Origin of the sequence: Caulobacter sp. AP07 (genome assembly GCF_000281955.1) — a bacterium.
Lineage (GTDB): Bacteria > Pseudomonadota > Alphaproteobacteria > Caulobacterales > Caulobacteraceae > Caulobacter.
Map to the genome: position 1 here is coordinate 1 of NZ_AKKF01000037.1, position 20529 is coordinate 20529.

The following is a 20529-nucleotide window of genomic DNA, read 5'->3' on the forward strand; positions in this document are numbered from 1 at the left end:
CTCGTCCGCCCCAGCCGGTCGCCGCCACCCCGATCGTCAGGGTCAGGCCGCGGATCGCATCGCGTCGGCTCAGCATCAGAGATCACCCCTCTTGCGCGCCTGGACGGCATGGTCGCAGGCCCTGGCGGTCAGCGCCATATAGGTCAGGGACGGGTTCACGCAGGACGCCGAGGTCATCGCCGCGCCGTCGGTGACATAGACGTTCTTGCACTCATGAACCTGGTTGTGGGCGTTGAGCACCGAGGTCTTCGGATCCCGGCCCATGCGCGCCGTGCCCATCTCGTGGATGCCCAGCCCCGGCGCATAGCCGTCGTCGCGTCCACGAACGTTCTTGAAGCCCGCCGCCTCCAGCATCTCCACGGCCGCGGCCTGCATGTCGCGGCGCATGGCCAGTTCGTTCTCGCGGATCGTGACGTTCATCGACAGGGTCGGCAGGCCGAACTCGTCCTTCTTGTCGTGGTTCAGGGTGATCCGGTTGTCTTCGTAGGGCAGGATCTCGCCGAACCCGCCCAGCCCCATGGTCCATGGTCCGGGCTGGCTGAGGGCGGCCTTGCGCGCCGCCCCGAAGCCGCTGCCGTCAGGACCGCGCCTGTTGAGGTCGCGGTCCCATCCGGGCCGGCTGGCGCCGCCCTGGTAGCCGAAGCCGCGCAGGTAGTCGCTACGCTTGGTGGCCGCGTCGCCCAGGTTGCGGAAACGCGGCACATAGATCCCGTTCGGCCGGCGGCCCGAATAGTACATCTCGGCGAACTCGGGCGCTTCCGCGCTGGCCCCGACGCCCAGGTGATGGTCCATGACGTTGCGGCCCAGCTGGTCACTGCCGTTGCCGAAGCCGTTCGGGAACCGCGAACTGGTCGAGTTCATCATGATCCAGGCCGAGTTGAAGGCCGAGGCGCACAGGAACACGACGTCGGCGTAGAACTCCTCCTCCTGGCGCGTCGTCGCGTCGAGGATGCGCACGCCGGTCGCCTTGCCAGCCTTCTCGTCATAGATCAGCGAGGTGACGATCGAGCCCGGGCGGATCACCAGGTTGCCGGTGCGCTCGGCCGCCACGAGCCCTCCGGAGTTGGAGCTGTAGTAGCCGCCGAACGGGCAGCCGCGGATGCACATGTTGCGGTACTGGCACTTGGTCCGGCCGAGGCTGAGCTGCTCCTCGGTGGGCTCGGTCAGGTGCGCGGTCCGGCCCATGGTGATCCGCCGCTCGGGGAATCGCGCCTCGGACTTGGCCTTGAAGGCCTTCTCGACGCAGTTCATCTCCATCGGCGGCTGGTATTGGCCGTCGGGGAGCTGGGCCAGGCCCTCGCGCTGGCCCGAGACCCCGATGAACCGCTCGACATGGTCGTACCAGGGCGCGAGTTCCTCGTAGCGGATCGGCCAGTCGACGCCTATGCCGTCGCGGGCGTTGGCCTCGAAGTCGATGGGGCTGTGGCGATAGCTCTGGCGCCCCCAGGTCAACGACCGCCCGCCCACCTGATAGCCGCGGATCCAGTCGTAGCGGCTTTCCTCGGTATAGGGGTTCTGGTCGTCGCGGACGAAGAAGTGCTTGGTGTATTCCGTCAGCGTGTAGCCGGTGCGCTGCTGCACCGGATAGTGAGCGTTCAGCTCGTCCGACGGCAGCTGCCCTCGCGGGTACTTGGTCTGCCAGGGGTCCATGACGGCGGTGGGATAGTCCTCCAGGTGGCGCACCATCGGGCCGCGCTCGAGCACCAGCGTCTTCAGGCCCTTCTGGGTCAGCTCCTTGGCCGCCCAGCCACCGGTTATGCCGCTGCCCACGACGATCGCGTCGTAGGTGTTCTCTTGGCGCGCGCGACCATTGAGGTTGGCCATGTTTTCTCCCCGTTTGGCGCGCCCGGTGGTACGGCGCCGCTGCTTCGCAGCGGGACGCATCGCCCTCGGGGAACCCTTCATTGTTGGCCTGGAAGCTTCCATGAAATGGGTTACATTGCAAGAAAGCTCGCTAATCTGCTGCAAAATCGTCGAGCCAGGGAGGAAGACGGAAAACCATGATCCAGCTGAGCCAGTTCGTTCGCGCGCGCCGCGCGCCCATGATGGGCCTTGTCAGAATGGGGGCGCTGCTCGGCGGCCTGGCGCTGTTGGCCGGTCCGCAAGCCAACGCCGAGACGGTGAAGGCCGGGCCGTGGCGCTCGATCTTCGACGGGCGCACCCTGAACGGCTGGACGCCGAAGATCGCCAAGCATCCGGCCGGGGAAAACTACCGCCAGACCTTCGTGGTCGACCACGGCGCGATCCGGGTTTCCTATGCCGGCTATGAAAAGCTCGACGGCCAGTTCGGGCACCTGTTCTACAAGACCCCCTTCAAGGCCTACAGGCTGCGCCTGACCTACCGCTTCCTGCCCGAGGGCGGCCTGCCGGACACGCCCGTCTGGGCGCGCAGCAACAGCGGGATCATGTTCGCCAGCCAGAGCCCGGAGAGCATGACGGTGGAGCAGCCCTTCCCCGTCTCGGTCGAGTTCCAGTTGCTGGGCAAGGAAGGCGATGCGCCCCGCCCCACCGGCGCGGTCTGCACGCCGGGCACCACCATCACCATCGACGGCGCCAAGGTCAAAGAGCACTGCACGCCGCCGGCCAACGCCCCGACGATCCCCAACGGAACCTGGGTCAAGGCCGAGCTGGAAGTCCTGCCCAGCGGCGCGATCACCGAGAAGATCAACGGCGTGGCCGTCCACCACTATGCGGACGTGGCCCTGGACCCCGACGACACGGTCGCCGGCGGGGCCAAGCCCTACATCCTTGCCAAGGGCGCGCAGCCGGTGACCGAGGGCTATATCGCCCTGCAGAGCGAGGGCCACCCGATCGCGTTCAAGGACATCGAGATCCAGGAACTGACGGCGCACTGAGGCGGCCGCGGGTCCCTTGGGGGGCTCCCTCGAGGCTATTTCTTGAGGGAGCCCAGATACTGGACCACGGCGGCGCGTTGCGTCGCGTCCGGCGCCCCGATCAGCATCTTGGTGCCGGGAACCATCTTCCCCGGTCCCTTCAGGAAGGTGTCGAGCGCCTCGGGGGTCCAGGTGACGCCCGAGGCCTTCAGCGCGCTGCTGTAGGCGTAGCCGCCGGCCGTGCCCGCCTTGCGGCCGGCGACCCCGGCCAGGGGCGGACCCATCTTGCCCGGGGCCGGCTGGACGGAATGGCAGACCGAACAGCGCTGCTCGAACACGGCCTGTCCGGGGGACGGCGCGGCGGCGGCGCTGGTCGCCGTGGCGACCAGAACGGCGGCGAGCATGAACTGGAACTTCATCAAGTGATCTCCCTCGGAGGTAATGCTTCAGAGGCCCAGGAGCCGTCGGTTGCGGTCGGCGTCGGGGGCGCTGCCGGCGAAGTCGTCGAACGCCCGGTCGGTCACCTGGATGATGTGGTCGCGAATGAACGGCGCGCCTTCGCGGGCGCCCTGCTCGGGATGTTTCAGGGCGCATTCCCATTCGAGCACCGCCCAGCCGGGATAGTCGTACTGGGCCAGCTTCGAGAAGATCGCCTTGAAGTCCACCTGGCCGTCGCCCAGCGAGCGGAACCGGCCGGGACGGTCGACCCAGCCCTGGTAGCCGCCATAGACGCCGGACCGGGCCGACGGCCGGAACTCGGCGTCCTTGACGTGGAAGGCGCGGATCCGCTCGTGGTAGCGGTCGATATAGCCGAGGTAGTCCAACTGCTGCAGCACGAAGTGGCTGGGGTCGTAGAGGATGTTGGCCCGGGCGTGGCCGTCGACCTCGTCCAGGAAACGCTCGAAGCTGGCCCCGTCGTGCAGGTCTTCGCCCGGATGGATTTCGTAGCAGACATCGACGCCCTCCTGCTCGAAGGCGTCGAGGATCGGACGCCAGCGGCGGCCGAGTTCGGCGAAGGCTTCCTCGACCAGACCCGCCGGTCGCTGCGGCCAGGGGTAGAAATACGGCCAGGCCAGGGCGCCCGAGAAGGTGGCGTGGGCGTTCAGGCCCAGCCGCCGGCTGGCGACGGCGGCGGCCTTCAGCTGCCCCACCGCCCAGGCCTGGCGCTCGCTGGGCTTGCCGCGAAGTTCGGGCGGCGCGAAGCCGTCGAACAGCTCGTCATAGGCCGGATGGACGGCCACCAGCTGCCCCTGCAGATGGGTCGACAGCTCGGTGATCTGCAAACCATGGCTGGCCAGCAGGCCGGCGATGTCGTCGCAATAGGTCTGACTTTCCGCGGCCAGCGCCAGGTCGAAGAACGAATCCGCGCCGCCGGTCGGCATCTGCACGCCGACATAGCCGAGATCGGCGACCCAGGCGGCCATCGTCTCCAGCCGGTTGAACGGCGGCTCGGCGCCGATGAACTGCGCGAGAAAAATGCCCGGTCCCTTGAGCGTCTTCATCGCCCCTCTCCTTCCAGCGCCACCCAGCCCGCGTCCGCCAGGCTGGCGGCCACGGCGCGCTCGACGAAGGCCATGCCGCGCACGCCTTCCCCGATGTCGGGCACGAGCCCGCCGTCACGCCCCTGAATGGCGTCGGCGAAGTCGCGATAGAGGTTGGCGAAGGCCTCGATGAAGCCTTCGGGATGGCCGGTCGGCAGCCGCGTGGCGGCGTGGGCGCCCGCGCCCAGATAGGCCGAGCCGGCATGCAGCACCTGACTGGGCCCATCGAGCCAGTCCAGGGTCAACTCCGTATGGCGCTCATGCGACCAGGTCAGGCCGCCCTTCTCGCCATAGACGCTGATCTTCAGCCCATTGCGCGCGCCCGCCGAGATCTGCGAGGCGATCAGCACGCCGCGCGCGCCGCCCTCGAACCGCAGCAGCACGTTGCAGTCGTCGTCCAGATTACGGCCAGGAACCACGGTGGCGACGTCGGCGCAAAGGCGCTCCACGCGGCTGCCCGTGATGAACTCGGCGATGTTGAAGGCGTGCACGCCGATGTCGCCGATGCAGCCGCCGACGCCCGACTGGGCCGGATCGGCGCGCCAGTCCGCCTGCTTGTTGCCTTCCCGCTCCAGCGGTCGCGACAGCCAGCCTTGCGAATATTCGACGACGACCTTGCGCACTGGGCCCAGGTCGCCGCGCGCCACGATCTCCCGCGCCTCGCGGACCATCGGATAGCCCGTATAGGTATAGGTCAGGCCATACAGCTTGCCGGACGCGGCGACGATGTCGGCCAGGTCCCGGGCCTGCCCCAGGTTCAGGGTCGCGGGCTTGTCGCTCATCACGTGCAGGCCGCCACGCAGCGCAGCGGCGGCGACGTCGAAATGCAGATGGTTGGGCGTCACCACCGCGACGAGATCGACCCCGTCGCCGCGCGCCCGCTCGGCCTCGATCATCGTGTGATGATCCGGATAGACCCGGTCGCGCGGCACGCCCCAGCCGTCGGCGGCCTGGGCGTTCTTCTCGGGATCGCGGCTGAACACGCCCGCCGTCAACCGGATACGGCCATCCAGCTCGGCGGCCATCCGGTGCACCGGTCCGATGAACGAGCCGGGGCCGCCGCCGACCATGGCCAACCGCAGGGGTGTCCGACCGCTCATCAGGCCGCGACGCCCGCCAGGTAGTCGAAGCTGATCTTGGCCGACTCCAGCCGGCTATGGGCGAACGGCGGCTCCTGCTCGACGAAGAAACGCCGGACCCCGGCGGCGTAGGCGGCCGGCAACAGCTTGGGCCAGTTGATCATGCCGCCGCCGACCTCGGTCGGATCCTGCTGCAGCACGAAGTTGGGCTTGGTGCTGGCCTTGATGTCCTTGACGTGCATCTGGGTGAACCGCCCCGAGTGCTTTTTCAGCATGGCGAACGGGTCGTGCCCGGCCGCCGTGACCCAGCCCGCGTCCATCTCGAAGGTGACCAGGTTCGGGTCCGTGCCCTTCAGCAGGATGTCCATGCCGTTGGTGTCGCCCCCCTTGGTGTCCTTCAGCGGCGCGAACTCGAAATTGTGGTTGTGGTAGCCCGTCACGATGCCGGCCTTCTTCAGCACGGCGGCCTTGGCGTTGAGGAAGTCGGCGTTCCACTTCCAGTCGTCGGCCGTCATCTGTGCGCCGGCCTGGCGCAGATCGGCGCCGCTGAAGCGATCGGGGATGTAGAGGATCGGCATGATCGCCGACGTCACGCCGATCACGTGCAGCTCGTCGGCCAGCTTGGCGAGATCGCCGCTGAAGCTGGGGCCGTTGGCGCTCTTGGGCGAGATGTGGGCGCTGGGGCAGACCAGGCCCGCGCGGTCGAAGGCGGCGCGCAGCTCGGCCGGCGTGCGGCCCAGATAGCCGGCCAGTTCCACCGACTTGAAGCCGATCTTGGCCACCGTGGCGAGCTGAGCGTCCAGCTCCTTCTGAAGGTCCGGACCCAGGGTGTAGAGCTGGATGCCGAGCGGCAGGTCGCGACGCTGGAAGAACGACTTCCCGGCCGCGCTGGCGACGCCGGCATAGGCCGCGCCCAGAGCGGCGGCGCCGGCGGCCAGAAGGCCGCGCCGCGAAAGGTCGGCGCCGGCGGCCGGGTTCTTGAGAGCTGTTGAGCGCACGAGGCTTTCCTCTTTCTGAATGGGCATGGGTCAGGCCTGGGCCGGGCTGGTCGCGCCGGTGGGCGCGGCTTCGTCGGTTTCTGCGACCGGACCTCGCGTCGGCGGCTTGAAGAACACGGCCAGCAGAACCACCGCCGCCAGGGCCAAGCCGGTGGGAACCATGAACAGGCGGGTATAGTCGACCGTCGCGATCCCATCGGCCCCGGCGTGGGTCAGGCGGCCGATCAGAGTGGGGAACAGGAAGCTGGCCACCACATTGCCGACGCCCAGGATCAGCAGGTTGAACAGCCCTTGGGCGCTGGAGCGGACATCCTTGGGGAAGACCGCGTCGACGAAGATGTAAACCGTGGCGAAGAAGAAGGCGTAGCAGATCCCGTGCAGCAGCTGCACGGCCACGATCACCGGGATGCTGTCGGCGAAGAAGGCGAAGACCGCGAAGCGCGCGGCGTGGCCCAGCACGCCGACCATCATGGTGACCTTCCATCCCAGCCGCACCAGCACGCGGCCCAGCAGGAACATGGTCAGGATCTCGGCCACCTGGCCCAGGCTCAGCACCACCATGCTGAGATTGCCGGCGATCCCGACCCGGTTGGTCAGGAAGGCGTCCGCCATGACGAAATAGCCGTTGTGGATCACGGAATCGATGAAGGTGACGATGAACAGCACCAGCACGAACGGCGCGGCCAGCAGCTTGAAGGCCCGCCGCCAGGCCAGCTTGTCGATGCCCGCCGCGTCCTTGCGGGCCGGCGTGTGCGGCAGGGTCAGGGCGTAGCCGGCGAAGGCGAAGGAGATGATCGCCGCGACCAGGAAGATCCACCGCACCTGCTCGGCCGTGGCGTGGGCGCCCAGCAGGAAGACGAAGGGCCAGCTGACCAGCACCCAGCCGACCGTGCCGCCCATCCGCACCGCGCCGAAGTCGGCCGCCGGATCGCGCAGGTTGGCGAAGGCGATCGAGTTGGTCACCGACAGGGTCGGCACGTAGAGCAGGCTGAAGAGCAGGTAGCAGGCGAAGAACGGCCAGAAACTGGTCGAAAACGCCACCCCGACCAGGGCCAGGCCGCCGATCAGGTGGCTGACCGCCAGGAAGCGCTCGGCCGCGAAATTGCGGTCCGCGAACTGGTTCGAGAAGAAGATGCCGACCAGCGCGGCCACGCCCCAGGCGCTGCCGACCAGCGATTGCTGCCAGGGCGCGAAGCCCAGCATGCCCATGTAGGGGAATATCTTCGGCGCCCAGGCGCCCCAGATCGCCAGCTGCAGCACCATCATCAGGAAGAGTCGGAAGCTCGTCTTCATGTGTCCTGGCCCTCCCCGACCAGCATAGGCGGCCGTTTTCGACCCGTTTGGGTCTCGACCGCTCCAATGTAATCGAAATCATCGATAACAGGGGTCCGCCGAAGCGGCAACCGTCTAACGACGGAGAGGCGCTCCACAGCTGCGCCTTGCAAAGGGGGCGGCATGCCGCCAGTGTCGCGCCGATGGCCACCATTCAAGAAGTTGCGCGCGACGCAGGTGTCTCGACGGCGACGGTTTCGCGAGTGTTCAGCGCGCCCGAACTGGTGCTGGAAGCGACCCGCAAGAAGGTGATCGAGGCGGTCGCCCGCCTAGGCTACGAGCCGAACTTCGCGGCCAAGAGCCTGCGAACCCTGAGAACCGAGAAGATCCTCGTCACCGTGCCGGACATCTCCAACCCCTTCTTCTCGCAGGTCATTCGAGGGGTGGAGGAAGCGGCGATGGCGGCCGGCTACTCCGTTCTGCTGGGCGACACGCGTCACGAGGAAGCGCGCGAGGAACAGTATGCGGCGATGTTCCGGCGCAAGGAGGCCGATGGCCTGATCTTCCTGGGACACCGGCTTCCCGACACCCTAGCCGAGATCGTCGCCGCCAAGGGACCGCGAACGCCCATCGTCAACGGATGTGAATTTCGCCCGGGCCTGGCGGTGTCCAGCGCCCACATCGACAACGAGGGCGCCGCCGCCGAGGTCATGGAGCACCTCTACGGCCTGGGACACACCCGCGTCGGGGTGGTGACCGGCCCGCTGGTCAGTCCGATCAGCAGCGACCGCCTGGCCGGCGTGCTGGCGGCGGCCCAGCGCCATGGCCGGGCCAGCGCCCTGCGCATCGCCATCGGCGACTTCTCCATCGAGTCCGGCGTGCGCCGGACCGGCGAACTGCTCGACGAGCCCGGCCGGCCGACGGCCGTCTTCTGCTTCAGCGACGAGATGGCGATGGGCGCGCTCGAGGCGATCCGCCAGCGGGGCCTGCGCTGCCCTCAGGATGTCTCGCTGGTCGGCTTCGACGACATCCGCTTCGCCCAGTACCTGAATCCGCAGCTGACCACGGTCAGCCAGCCGATGGAGCAGATCGGCCACGAGGTCGTCCGGCTGCTGCTCGACATCCTGGCGGACCGCGCCGGCGCCCTGCAGAACGTCACCCTGCCCCACCGCCTCGTCGTCCGATCGAGCACGGCCCCGCCGCCCGGCCCGGGTTAACCCCGCGGCGGCAGTTCGCGGACCCAGATGTCGCGGAAGCTGATCGGCGCGCTGGGGTCGCCATGGGCCTGAAGCTTGATCGGCGCCGGCCCGTGGGGCCGATAAGCGGGCTTGCCGACGTACACGGTCTCGCCGGCCAGGACCGCGTTGTCCTGCACCAGCACGCCGTTGTGGAGCACGGTCGCCGTGGCGGGCGAGACCAGCGCGCCGTCCGCGCCGAACACCGGCGCCCTCCAGACCACGTCATAGGTCTGCCACTCCCCCGGCTTGCGGCTGGCGTTCGCCAGGGGCGGATGCTGCTTGTAGAGACTGGCGGCCTGGCCGTTCACATAGGTCGGATTGTCATGCGAATCGAGAATTTGCAGCTCGTAGCCCCGGTCGCCGGGGCCGGTGGACGCCAGGAAGACGCCGCTGTTGCCCCGCGCCTGTCCCGTCCCGGCGATATCCGCCGGGATCCGCCATTCCAGATGCAGCTGGTAGTCCCGGAAGCTTCGCCTGGTCTCGATGTTCCCGCGCGCCTTGTTCACGGTCAGCACGCCGTCCACGACGGTCCAGCCGGCCGGCGACTTGTCCTGGGTCGAGACCCATTCGTCCTGGTCATGGCCATCGAACAGCACGATGGCGTCCGACGGCGCGCCGCCGGCCTGGCTCGCCGGGGGGACCACCGCCGGGGCGGGCTTCCAGACCTCGGTGTCCTCCGGCCGGGTCTGGGCCAGGGCCAGCGATCCCGCCAACAGCCCGCCAAGGCCAAGCATCACGGATGGGAGAATGGCGCGCTTCAGCTTCATTTCCGTTCGTCACTCCACAGCGAGACGCCGACACTATGGGACCAACTCAACGTCTCCTAGGGGGCGTTGACGCTCAAGGTCAGGCGATCGTCCCCAGCCCGTCGCGGCGACGCGCGCTGTCTTCTCACTTCATGTCGACCGCGGCGGGCCGGAAGGTGCTCGTCCCGTACCATTCCGGCGTTCAGACCAGGGCCTTGAGAATACTCAGCATGACTTCGATGTCGGGCATCGGCGCGACGGCGGCGATCTGGGCCGGCATGCGGCCGGCGATCATCGGATCGGTCTCGGCCCCGACCGCGCCGAGCGGCCCGCGAAAGCCGTGGTCGCGCCAGCCGATCTCCTGCAGCGGCCGCGCCATCAGGGCGTCGATCAGCGGCAAGGCGTGCGGGTCCAGGGCGATCAGGGGGTGGGCGGAATAGACCGTCGGCCTGGGATAGAGGGCCACCGGCTTGGCCGGCCCGGCGGCGCCGGCGATGCGCTTCCAGCGCTCCTTATCGGCCAGGATCCATTCGACCAGCTGGTTCTCGTAGCCGACCACCATCGGCTGGGCGCCCGGACCGCCGGCCACGTAGTCGTCGAACACCTTGCCGGAAGAACTGGACTTGAAGCCCATGCCCCGGAACAGGTCGACCAGCTTGGGCAGGATCGCCGGCAGGGTGTCGGCGGTGGCGACGTCGCCGGCCAGCAGGTTGGCGGCCAGGCCGGCGAACATGAACCCTGAGTTGGACTTGTTGGGGTCCGACGCGATCAGCCGCACCCGGCCGTAGAGGTCGGGCTGGCCCAGCTCGCTCCAGGATCGGCGGGCCAGGACGGCGTCGATCAGGCCCCGGGCGTCGATATAGTAATGGGCGCCCTCCTTGGTCGCCAGGCCGGCGCGGACCAGGCCCTCGGCGATCGGGGCCCAGGAATAGATGACGATGGGCGAGTTGAAGATCACCTCGTCCTTGAGGATCTTGACCTGGCGACGGGCCAGGTCGACCAGCGGGCTGGAGCTGGGCCACAGGAACTGCGGCTTGGCGGCCAGCAGGGTCGGGTCGCGGACCTGTTCCACCGAACCGGCGCGTTCGGCCGCCAGGGCCAGGCCGTGCTGCTTGAGGGCGGCGACGGTGCGGGGGTTCTGGATGAAGCCGATCTTCTCGCCGCCGGCATAGCCCTTGACCAGGTCGACATCGCCCAGCGCCCCGCGAACCTCGGGCCGGTCGCGAAACAGCACCACCCCGCCGGTGACCGCCGCGCTGACCCCCAGGACGCCCAGCCCCGCCATCGCCCGCCTGCTCATGGCCATGCCTCAGGTCTCCTTCACGGGGTGTTGCTCAGATCGGCCTTGAGGGCGTCCTTCAACACCTTCAGGTCCAGGTCGAGCGTCTGCAGTTCGGGTTCGGCAACGTCGTCGGCATATTTGGCGAAGGCCTGGGACAGCCCGCCCATCACCTCGCGGGTCTGGGTCATGCGCTCGGTGGAAGGAACCGCCCGGGCTTCCAGCGTGCGCCAGCCGTCGGCGACGCTGGCGGCGTTGGGCAGGTAGAAGGTCAGCAGGCGGCGCACGGCCATGGCGCGGTTCGGATCCTCGCGCACCTCGCGCACCACCTTGTCGCCGACCTCCAGCAGGTGGGCGATCTCGGTGCGCATGGGGGCGTCCTTGATCTCGCGACGGGCCTTGCGCAGGCGGTCGATGGCGTTGGCGGCTTCGAGCAACAGGCCCTGGGCCGTGGCGCTCCGCGCGTCCAGGACCGCCTCGTCGGTGAGCCCGGGCCCCAGGCCGCCGCCCGGCTTCAGCACCAGCCAGATCCCGCCGAACACCGCCACGGCGACCACCAGGGCCAACCACCACGGCAGGTTCAGGCCCAGCGCCAGCAGCGGCAGGGCCAGGGCCGCCGCCACCGCCGCCAGCAGGGTCGCGGTTCCCCGCCCCATCAGCACGACTCCGGGACAAGGCCAGGCCGCTCAACCAACCGCGCATCCACCCGCAAAACCGCCGCGCCCCTCATCGAACCGGCTCAGTTATAGCCCCTGGCGGATCGGAACGCTTCCGTCAGGTTCTTGCCGCCGTCGAACACCCGCGCCCGGGTCAGTTTCGCCACCCGATCCAGCTGATCCTTGTTGGCGTCGCCGAAGGTCACGCCGAACACGGGCAGGTCGTGGCCGCCCCGCCGCCAGACGGCGTCGAAGCCTTCGGCATGGTCCGACTCGCCGTCGGTCATCAGCACCACCGCCGGCAGGTAGCCCTTGTCGAGATAGGGTTGCATGGCGGCGAAGGCGGCGTTGGCGCAGGCGTACATGTCGGTGCCGCCGCCTGAGCTTTCGGCCTCGATCGCGGCGAGCAGCCGGGCCTGGGAGGCGGGACCGCCGTCGCCTTCGAAGGTCTTTCGCGGACCGTCGTCAAAGGGGATGACGATGATGCGATCGGCCGGAGACCACTGGATCAGCGACTTGGAGGCTTCGGCGGGGGTGAGCAGGGTCCGCATGGCGGTCTTCAACTGGGCCTCGCCCTCGCCGTCCATCGAGCCGGAGAAATCCAGGCACAGGGCGGTGAGGGACGGGCGGCGCAGCACCTCCTGATAGAGGGTCAGGGCCCGGGAGATGACCGGCGGTTCCGGCAGGGCGATGGACGGCACGACGCGCGAGGGGTCGAAATTCCAGTCCGGTTCGGCGCGGGCCGGCGCGGCCATGCCGGGGGCGGTGCGGCGACCGTCGGCGGCGATGCGGGTCTGGGCCTCGGCGCTTAGCAGATAGGTTTGCAGGGCGTCGAAGAAGGCCCGGGCCTTCTTGTCCTGGCCGCGTTCGACATAGCCCAGCGGCGCATCGGCATAGGCGACGCCCTCGGCGGGGTAGACGGCGTACAGCAGCTCGCCGCCGTCCTGGCGCAGGGCGTCGTTGGTCTCCTTCAGCACCGCCTCGTAGTTCCACATGGCGTCGTAGGGCTTCCCGGCCCGGGCGGTCTCCAGATAGAGGTCCTTCAGCCAGCCCGAGGAACCGGAGGAGCGCGCCACGCCCTTCAGCAGGGCCTTGACCTTGGCCCGCGCCGCCGGGTCGTCGAGCGCTGCCGGATCCAGCCGCGAGCCGTCGCCGAAGGCCGCCGCCAGCATGGCCAGATAGGCCGCCGCGCCGGAATTGGACTGGGTGGCCGAGGTCATCAGGAACGACAGCTTGCCGGCCTGGACCGCCTGGAGGATGTCGTCCATCCGCACCGGCTTGCCCACCCAGCCCAGCTTGCGGGCCTTGCTGGCCCGGACCCCGAGGATCACCGGCGTGGTGTCGATGGACTTCAGGTCCTTGACGCGGCGGTGGGTGTCGTAGAGCTCGATCCACAGGCTGGAGGCCGGCCAGACCGCGTCCACCTCGGGCGGCGCGTCATTGGCCAGCATCAGGCCGATGTCGAGCGAGCCCTTGTAGTCGATCTGGCACTTGACGTGCTGGCGCTTGCAGAACGCCTGAACCAGGGGCTCCAGCGACTTCTGCTCCGAGCCGGCGACGATGTGGAAGTCCGGCGCCCGCGATCCGCAGCCGGCCAGCAGCCCGGCCAGGACGGCGACCGCCAGGACGGCCAGCCGCCTCACCGGGCGGGCCCCTGCGACAGCGCCTTCTTCAGGGCGTCGGTCTGGCGGTCCATCTCGATCTCGACCAGTTCGCGCTTCTTGCGGCCCTCGGCTTGGACCTGCAGCACGCCGGAAATGGTGTCGATCAGGTCCTGGTTGGTCTTCTGCAGGGTTTCGATGTCGACGATGCCGCGCTGCGACTGGGTCTCGATGTCGATGGCCTGGGTCTTCATCATGTCCGAGGCCTGGCGCAGCATCTCGTTGGTGGTGTCGGTGACCGTCTTCTGCAGGGCCAGGGCCTCGCGCTGGCGGGTCAGGCCCAGCAGCAGCACCATCTTCTGCTTCCAGGCCGGGACGGTGAGGTTGATCGACGCCGCCAGGCTCTCGATCAGGGTGGCGTCGCCGTTCTGGACGATGCGGATCTGCGGCAGCTGCTGGATGGCGATCTGGCGGGCCTGCTGCAGGTACAGCACGCGCTTTTCCAGCCGGTCCAGCGCCTGGACGGCGTCCTGATAGGCCTGGGCCGCCATCAGATCCTGGCTGCCGCCGTCGGAACCCGTGGCCTTGGCCTTGGTTTCCAGCTCGGCCAGCGGGCCCTTCTGGAATTCCCGGGCAAAGGCCTTGCCGGCGGCGATGTAGGCGTCGAGGTCGCCGATCGAGTCGCGGGTCTGGTCGTGCAGGCCGTCCAGCATGGTGACATCGCGGCGCAGGCGGTCGACCCGCTTCTCCAGTTCGACGGTGATGCGGTCGATCTGGGCCGCCACCGTCTCGAACTTGGAGGTGAAGCGGTGCAGTCGCCGGCGCAGGCCGCCGAACAGCCGCGTCAGGAAGCCGGCGTTCTGCAGGTCGGCGGGGTCCAGGCCCTTGGCCTTGGCGATGATGTCGCTGAGCAGCTCGCCCGTGTCGCCCAGTTCGCGGTTGCGGGTCTGCTCCAGGATCCGGTCGGCGAACCCGGCCACCTGCTGCTGGGCGCGCTCGCCGAAGGCGGTGATCTGGGCGGTGTCGGCGATGTCGATGGTCGCCTGGATCGCCGCCACCTTGCCGCCGTCGGCCGGCGCGATGATCGGCGCCATCGCCTGAGCCGTCTTGTCGATCTCGCTCATTCCTGCCTCCCAAACCCGACAGGAAGTATGCGGAGCGTTGCACGCAAGACGAGTGACAGTTTTATTACAGCTCGAAGCGGCGGGAGACGGGAGCGTCCGGAACGCAAGACGCCTAGAGGAACCAGCTGCTCGCGATGGTCTGGTCCGAGAAGGTCAGGGCCTCGATGCCCAGCAGGACGTCCGTGCCTTCCAGGGCGCTGGTCACGACGAGGTACTCGCCCTGGCGCGTGACCGCGTAGTCGGCGAAGGCGCCGTCGAAATAGGCGGTGTCGAAGCCGTTCTGGCCGTTGAGGAAGTCGTCTCCTTGCCGGCCGGCCAGGATGTCGTCGCCGTCGCCGCCGAACAGCTGGTCGCCCCAGACCGAGCCGAGCACGATATCCGCGCCGCTGGTGGCCTGGATGCGCTCGACGCTGTCGAAGGTGTCGCCAAGGGCGTCGCCGGTGGCGATGCCTGGCACCAGCATGTCGATGGTCAGGCCGCCGCCGCCCGGCAGCGTATCGTAGAGGGCGATGTCGAAGCCGTCGCCGCCGACCAGGAAATCGGCGCCGCCGCGCCCGGTCAGCTCGTCGTTGCCCAGTGACCCGTCCAGGGTGTTGGCGGCGTTGTCGCCGAAGACCTGATCGTGGCCCACGGTCGACACCACGCCCTCGATGTTGAGCAGCGTGACGCCAAGCGCCACGCCGTTGCTGGCGGTCGGCGACATCATGTCGATGCGCAGGCCACCGCCGTTGGCCGGGCTGCCGGGCAGGAGGGTCTCGAAATGGACGGTGTCGATTCCCGCGCCGCCGTCGAAGGTGTCCTTAGCGCCCTGGGCGTAGAACAGGTCCTGGCCGCCCGCGCCCACGAACAGGATCCGGTAAAAGGAGCCGATCCCGCCCCTGAAGGTAAAGTCGCCGTCGTCGCGGGCCATGACTCGTTCGATGCTGTTGAAGCTGTCGCCAGCGCCTTCCCCCGTGCCGAGCCCGCTGTTGCGGATATCGATCACCGTTCGGGCCAGGCCGACCGTCGAGTGATAGGACGCGGTGTCGAAGCCGTCGCCGCCGATCAGGTCGTCGGCCCCGCCCGCGCCTGACAGGTCGTCGTCCCCGTCGCCGCCTGACAAGGTTTCGACGCCCGTCGTACCACGCATGACGTCCGCGCCGGACGTCGCGACGATCGTCTCGATGCCAATCATCGTCACGCCGAACGCGTCGCCAGTGCTCAACTGGCTGTTGGCGAGATCGATGATCAGGCCGCCGCCTCCAGCCGGAGCGTTGAAGTTGATGGTGTCGTCGCCGGCGCCGCCGATGAACGTGTCGCCGCCGCCACGTCCGTTGAAGGTGTCGGCCCCGTCGCTGCCGATCAGGGTCTCGGTTCCCGTCGTGCCGAAGAACGAGAAGTTGAACGCGCCCAACCCCATCACCGCTTCGATGCCCTGGTAGGTGTCGCCGGCGCCCTCGAAGGTTCCCAGGCCTGGATTGAGCATGTCGATGACCGTAGGCACGAAGCTAGTCCCGAAATACAGGGCGATGTCGAAGCCCGCGCCGCCGATCAGCGTGTCGGCGCCCAACTTGCCAATCAGTTGATCGTCGCCATCGCCGCCCACCAGCGTCTCGGCGTAGTTCGTGCCGCGGATCGAGTCGTCGCCGGTGGTGCCGATCACCCGTTCGATCGACTGGAAGCTGTCGCCTTGCGCTTCGCCGGTGCCATAGGCGCCGTACAGCATGTCGATCAGCAGACCGCCGCCGCCCGGCAGAGCCTGGTAGTTGGCCGTGTCGAAGCCGGCCCCGCCGAACAGAGTGTCGCCCTCGGTCCCACCGAAGAGCTGGTCGTCGCCGGCGTCGCCATAGAGGATGTCGGCGCCGGCGTCGCCGTACACCGCGTCCTGGCCGTCATTGCCATACAGCGTGTCGTCGCCGCCCAGGCCATGGATGATGTCGTCGCCCGCCAGGCCGTCGATGATGTTGGCGCTGCTCGTGCCATTGAGCGTGTCAGGACCCGGCGTGCCCGTCACGGGCGGCGGCGCGTCCAACACGACGATGGCGTCGGAGAACTGCAACCGCTCGACATGGGTCAAGGTGTCGGTTCCGTCGCTGCCGCCCGAAACCGTCGTCACCCCGTTCGTCGTGGTGATGGTGTAGCCCGCCCTCGCGCCGGAGAAGAAGGCGATGTCGTCGCCGTCGCCGCCGTCGATGACGTCGTTGCCGCCTCGGCCGGTGAACTGGTCCGCGCCGCCCAACCCGCTCAGGGTGTTGGCGAAGCCGTCGCCCAGGAACGAGAAGTCGCCGTCGTCCAGCGCGATCATGCGCTCCATGGAAAGGATGACGTCGCCCGCCGCCTGGCCCGTGTTGGCCGCGCCCGAATACATGTCCGCGATCGTTCGGGCGACCCCGGCGGTCGAGGCGTAGTAGAGCGTGTCCGTACCCGCGTCGCCTCGCATCAGATCCGCGCCGGCGCTGCCGTAGAAGATGTCGTCGCCTCCCGCGCCCTGCAAATCCGGATCCGCGCCGGATGTGCCGCGGAAGGTGTCGCCGCCGGCCGAGCCTACAACGATCTGTATGTCGATCAGGGTGACGTTGGCGGCGTCGCCGGTGCTGAGGCTGGAGTCGGCCAGATTGATCGTCAGGCCACCGCCGCCGGGGAGGGCGTCGAAGGTGACGGTGTCGTTGCCGGCGCCGCCGATGAAGGTGTCGCCGCCGCCGCGCCCCACGAAGAAGTCGTTGGCGGTCGAGCCGACAAAGGTCTCGGTTGCGGCCGTGCCGAAGAACGAAAAGCTGGCATTGCCCACCGCGATCACGCGCTCGATGCTCGAGAAGGTGTCGCCGGCCGCCTCGCCCTTGCTCGCGCCGGGGTTCAGCATGTCGATGATGGCGTTGCCGGTGAAGTCGTAATAGTAGGCGGTGTCGTAGCCGTCGCCGCCGATCAGCGCGTCGGCTCCGCGACGGCCCACCAGCGCGTCGTCGCCGCCCAGACCGGACAAGGTTTCGGCGCCGTCGGTCCCGCGAATGGAGTCCGCGCCCGAGGTTCCGATCACCTGCTCGATGTTGACGAACACGTCGCCCGTCGCGTCGCCGGTGGAGGCGGTGGCATAGACCATGTCGATCAACAGGCCGCCACCGCCCGCCGGGTCGTCATAGACGGCGGTGTCGAAACCCAGGCCGCCATACAGGTTGTCGGCTCCAGCGCCGCCCCGCAGGGTGTCGGCGCCGTCGCCGCCTTCCAGCGTATCGTCGCCGCCCAGGCCCGCGAGGATGTCGTCGCCGGCCAGGCCCTCGATGGTGTCGTGGTCGGGGGTTCCGGTCAGCGTGTCGGCCCCGGGCGTTCCGACCATGTGCGCGGCGCCCGCGCCGCCGAGCTTGATGGTGATGTCGCTGAATTCCAGCCGATCGACATGGGTCACCGTGGAGACGCCGTCGACCCGGCTGACGCTGATCGTGTCGCCGTAGGTGATCGTGAACGCCGACCGGGCGCCGGCGAACACTGCCACGTTGGACCCCGCGCCGCCATCGATCGTGTCGCCGCCGCCGCCGCTGATCAACCGATCGTCGCCGGCCCCGCCGTTCAGCGTGTCGGGTCCCTTGCTGCCGGTCAGGACGTCATTGCCGTCCTCGCCGTTCAGGGTCGATCCCACCAGGGTGACCGGCGTGACCGCGTGGTCGCTGATCGACACGTCCAGGGTGTAGGTGCGTGAGGTGAGCGTGAGCGGCTGAACGGTGAAGCCGCCCGCCCCATCGCTCGCCCGGTCCCCGACCTCGAGATAGTAGGTCCCGGCGTCGGCGAAGGTGTAGCTGGCCACCTCGCCGCTCGAGATACCGCCAAACGCGGCGACCTGGCCGCCATCCGCGCGCAGGATCTTGAGCGCCGGCGTGAAGGTGGTGATGTTGCGGAGATTGAACACCGCCGTCGCGCCGGCAGTGACCGTGAAGCTGGTATATTCGCGGCCCGCGGCCGAGGGCGTGAAGCGCACCGTGGCGTGCGGCACGGTGATGTCGTTGGCGATGAAGATGGACGGAGCCCGGTCGAACGCGCCGTCCACCGAAAAGGCCGTGGCGAACGAGGTGGCCTGCAGGCTACTGGATTTTGTCAGGTCGGGCGCGCCGCCGGTCTCGACCGGCGCCCCGGCGAACAGCTGATCGTCGCCAGCCCCACCGTTCAGGATGTCGGACCCGCCGCCGCCGCGCAGCACGTCGGCGTTGACGCCGCCGGTCAGGTGGTCGTTGTAGATCGAGCCGCCCAGCGCCTCGATGCTCGTCAGGGTGTCCGTCCCCGCCGCGATGGTGTCCTGCGGGCCGGTGATGGCCAGGCTGACGGTGACGCCGGCCGGCGCGGTCGAATAGTCGGCGCTGTCGACGCCGTCATCGCCGAACAGGGCGTCGTCGCCCAGGCCGCCGATCAGGCGATCGCCGCCGCCGCCGCCGTGGAGGGTGTCGTTGCCCGCGCCGCCGTTGAGGATGTCGGCCCCGCCTTGACCGTTCAGCACGTCGTCGCCACCGAACCCGTTCAGCGTGCTTAGGTTGACGCCGCCGTTGATGACGCCGCCGTTGATGACGTTGTCGGTGACGTCGCCGTTCTGGATCGCCGTCGGCGTCGCCGTGAACGCGACAGTCTGGTCGCTGAACTGCAGGAACTCGACATTGGTCAGGCTGACGACCCCGGGGGTTCCGTCGCCGGCGACCGAGACGGAGTCGCTGAATGTAAAGATCGAATAGGCGGACCTGGCGCCGCTGAAGACCACCGTGTCGACGCCCAGGCCGCCATCGATCCTGTCGGCCCCGCCACCGGTGGCGATGCGGTTATCGGCGGCGTTGCCGTAGATGGTGTCGGATCCGGACCCGCCGATCACGTTCTCGATCACCGCGCCCAGCGCGATGGCGACGTTGCCCGTCGCGCCGCCGACATTGGAAAAGGCTCCCTGCCGCAGGTCGATGACCTGTTGCTGACCGTAGCCCGAGAAATCCAGCGTATCGGAGCCGCCCGCGTCCCAAACGGCGAAGACCGCGGTCGCGCTGGCGTTCGCGATGCTGAACCACGGCCGGTCGGCGGTGGAATTGAAGCCGTAGACCGTGTCTCCGGTCCGGGTGGTCAGGTTGGCGCCGTACAGGCGCTGGGCGGCGGCGATGTCGTCGAGCTGCGGCGCCGCGGCGTATCCGCTGAGGTTACCGCCGGCGCTGTTGGCGCTGAACGGACTCATCACGGTGTACTGGAGCGTGTCTTCGTTATAGGCGGCGTTGGCGGCGTAGGTCAGGGGTCCGGCGGGATAGTCGCCGGGCGATTCCAGGCCGATGGCCCGGGCGATGTCGCGCACCAGTTCGAACTGGCCGGCACGGTTCATCACCGGCGTGGTGTTGGTCGCCAGCGAGGCGTTGATCCACACGTCGCCGGCGCTGGAATCGGCCGACGCATTGGCCGGTCCGAAGGCCAGGCCCGCGTCGCCCGACGCGCCGCCGGTGTAGCCGCCGAACAGCAGCGTCGCCGAGTCGGTATAGGCGCCTTCGCCCGTGGTCCCGGCGCCGACTCGCGTGAAGGTGATGTTGGCGACGTCGGACCAGGCTTGCAGGGCCAGCTCGGTCGCGGCGATCTGAGCGGCGCTGAACCGGACGAAGTCGGTCACGCCCGTCGGCAGGCTCGCGGGCGCGGTCGATCGAAAGCCGATCGTCACCGTCGCGGCGGTTCCCAGGATTCCGCCCGGCGACCAGTTGAGGTCCGACCGGGTCAGCTGGGCGCCAGCGTCCGTGATGGTCAGCGACCCCGCATTGTCCGGCGCGACCGGTCCGCGTTGATCCCCGTTCACGATCGCGATCCTTCGAGACCGGCGCAAAGTGTCTGGGCTTGGCTGACAGGACGCATGGTGACTCCAGATCGGCGATACGGCGTCGAGAGTCCTCGGATCGTTTTAGGGAGATATCCTGGTCCCGACGCCACTCGATCATTACGAAAGACAGGTGGCGAAGTCACGCAATCCGAGCGCGGTTGCGGGACGAACGCGACGCGGGTCGGCTAGGGCGTTGAAATCCCTCAGAAGGGCATTTTCACAACCTGCGGCGCCAGCTCAAGATCGGCCGTGTCGCGACCGATCCAACTTCAGGCCGTCCGCAAATCTCGTGTCGGGCCCACTTAAGACCGACCGGCTAAGCTATTGATCTAATGGAATGGGCGTATTTCGCCAACTTGGGCTTCCCAAC

Annotated in this window: 14 protein-coding genes; 2 read left to right on the forward strand and 12 right to left on the reverse strand. The window is 68.5% G+C overall.

From position 1 onward, the window contains the following. Nucleotides 1-75 precede the first annotated feature (75 nt). Complete coding sequence (locus PMI01_RS03350) at nt 76-1824, reverse strand: GMC oxidoreductase (RefSeq protein WP_007663009.1); 1749 nt, start codon at nt 1822-1824, stop codon at nt 76-78. A gap of 176 nt (nt 1825-2000) precedes the next feature. Here PMI01_RS03350 and PMI01_RS03355 point away from each other — a divergent pair, with 176 nt between their 5' ends. Beyond that, entirely contained in the window at nt 2001-2855 is an 855-nt protein-coding gene (locus PMI01_RS03355) for a 3-keto-disaccharide hydrolase (RefSeq protein ID WP_007663011.1), read from the forward strand. 35 nt (nt 2856-2890) lie between these two features. Here PMI01_RS03355 and PMI01_RS03360 read toward each other — a convergent pair whose 3' ends face one another. Genes PMI01_RS03360 through PMI01_RS03380 form a run of 5 tightly spaced genes read right to left on the reverse strand, consistent with a single transcriptional unit; the run spans nt 2891 to nt 7745 of the window. Further along, entirely contained in the window at nt 2891-3253 is a 363-nt protein-coding gene (locus PMI01_RS03360) for a c-type cytochrome (RefSeq protein ID WP_007663013.1), read from the reverse strand. 27 nt (nt 3254-3280) lie between these two features. Beyond that, a complete protein-coding gene (locus PMI01_RS03365; RefSeq protein ID WP_007663015.1) occupies nt 3281-4336 on the reverse strand; it encodes a sugar phosphate isomerase/epimerase family protein in 1056 nt (351 codons plus the stop codon). Beyond that, complete coding sequence (locus tag PMI01_RS03370; protein WP_007663016.1) at nt 4333-5475, reverse strand: Gfo/Idh/MocA family protein; 1143 nt, start codon at nt 5473-5475, stop codon at nt 4333-4335. Before PMI01_RS03370 ends, PMI01_RS03365 begins: the two co-directional genes overlap by 4 nt. Further along, a complete protein-coding gene (locus tag PMI01_RS03375; RefSeq protein ID WP_007663017.1) occupies nt 5475-6479 on the reverse strand; it encodes a sugar phosphate isomerase/epimerase family protein in 1005 nt (334 codons plus the stop codon). The genes PMI01_RS03370 and PMI01_RS03375 overlap by 1 nt, the downstream gene beginning before the upstream one ends. A 3-nt stretch (nt 6480-6482) precedes the next feature. Beyond that, nucleotides 6483-7745 carry an MFS transporter gene (locus PMI01_RS03380; protein WP_007663029.1) on the reverse strand — a complete coding sequence of 421 codons (1263 nt, stop codon included), beginning with the start codon at nt 7743-7745 and terminating at the stop codon, nt 6483-6485. 182 nt (nt 7746-7927) lie between these two features. On the opposite strand from PMI01_RS03380, the gene PMI01_RS03385 reads away from it, so the two are divergent. After that, a complete protein-coding gene (locus PMI01_RS03385; RefSeq protein ID WP_007663030.1) occupies nt 7928-8941 on the forward strand; it encodes a LacI family DNA-binding transcriptional regulator in 1014 nt (337 codons plus the stop codon). Here the strand turns inward: PMI01_RS03385 and PMI01_RS03390 are convergent. The 6 genes from PMI01_RS03390 to PMI01_RS25970 all read right to left on the reverse strand — a co-directional run bounded on the left by PMI01_RS03390 (nt 8938) and on the right by PMI01_RS25970 (nt 20138). Beyond that, entirely contained in the window at nt 8938-9729 is a 792-nt protein-coding gene (locus PMI01_RS03390) for a 3-keto-disaccharide hydrolase (RefSeq protein ID WP_007663031.1), read from the reverse strand. The two genes, PMI01_RS03385 and PMI01_RS03390, sit on opposite strands and share 4 nt — an antisense overlap. 181 nt (nt 9730-9910) lie before the next feature. Beyond that, on the reverse strand, nt 9911-11014 hold the full coding sequence (locus PMI01_RS03395) for a hypothetical protein (RefSeq protein WP_007663032.1): 1104 nt from the start codon (nt 11012-11014) through the stop codon (nt 9911-9913). A 14-nt stretch (nt 11015-11028) separates the two neighbouring features. Beyond that, the gene (locus PMI01_RS03400; protein ID WP_007663033.1) at nt 11029-11643 is read right to left on the reverse strand and encodes a 5-bromo-4-chloroindolyl phosphate hydrolysis family protein; all 615 of its coding nucleotides are present in this window, start codon (nt 11641-11643) and stop codon (nt 11029-11031) included. 83 nt (nt 11644-11726) lie between these two features. Then, nucleotides 11727-13286 carry a substrate-binding domain-containing protein gene (locus PMI01_RS03405; protein ID WP_007663034.1) on the reverse strand — a complete coding sequence of 520 codons (1560 nt, stop codon included), beginning with the start codon at nt 13284-13286 and terminating at the stop codon, nt 11727-11729. Beyond that, nucleotides 13283-14368, reverse strand: coding sequence for a toxic anion resistance protein (locus tag PMI01_RS03410; RefSeq protein WP_007663035.1), 1086 nt, complete (start codon nt 14366-14368; stop codon nt 13283-13285). The genes PMI01_RS03405 and PMI01_RS03410 overlap by 4 nt, the downstream gene beginning before the upstream one ends. 112 nt (nt 14369-14480) lie before the next feature. Beyond that, nucleotides 14481-20138 (reverse strand): M10 family metallopeptidase C-terminal domain-containing protein, encoded by a 5658-nt coding sequence (locus tag PMI01_RS25970; protein WP_007663036.1) that lies wholly within the window; start codon nt 20136-20138, stop codon nt 14481-14483. Between the last annotated feature and the right edge of the window lie 391 nt (nt 20139-20529).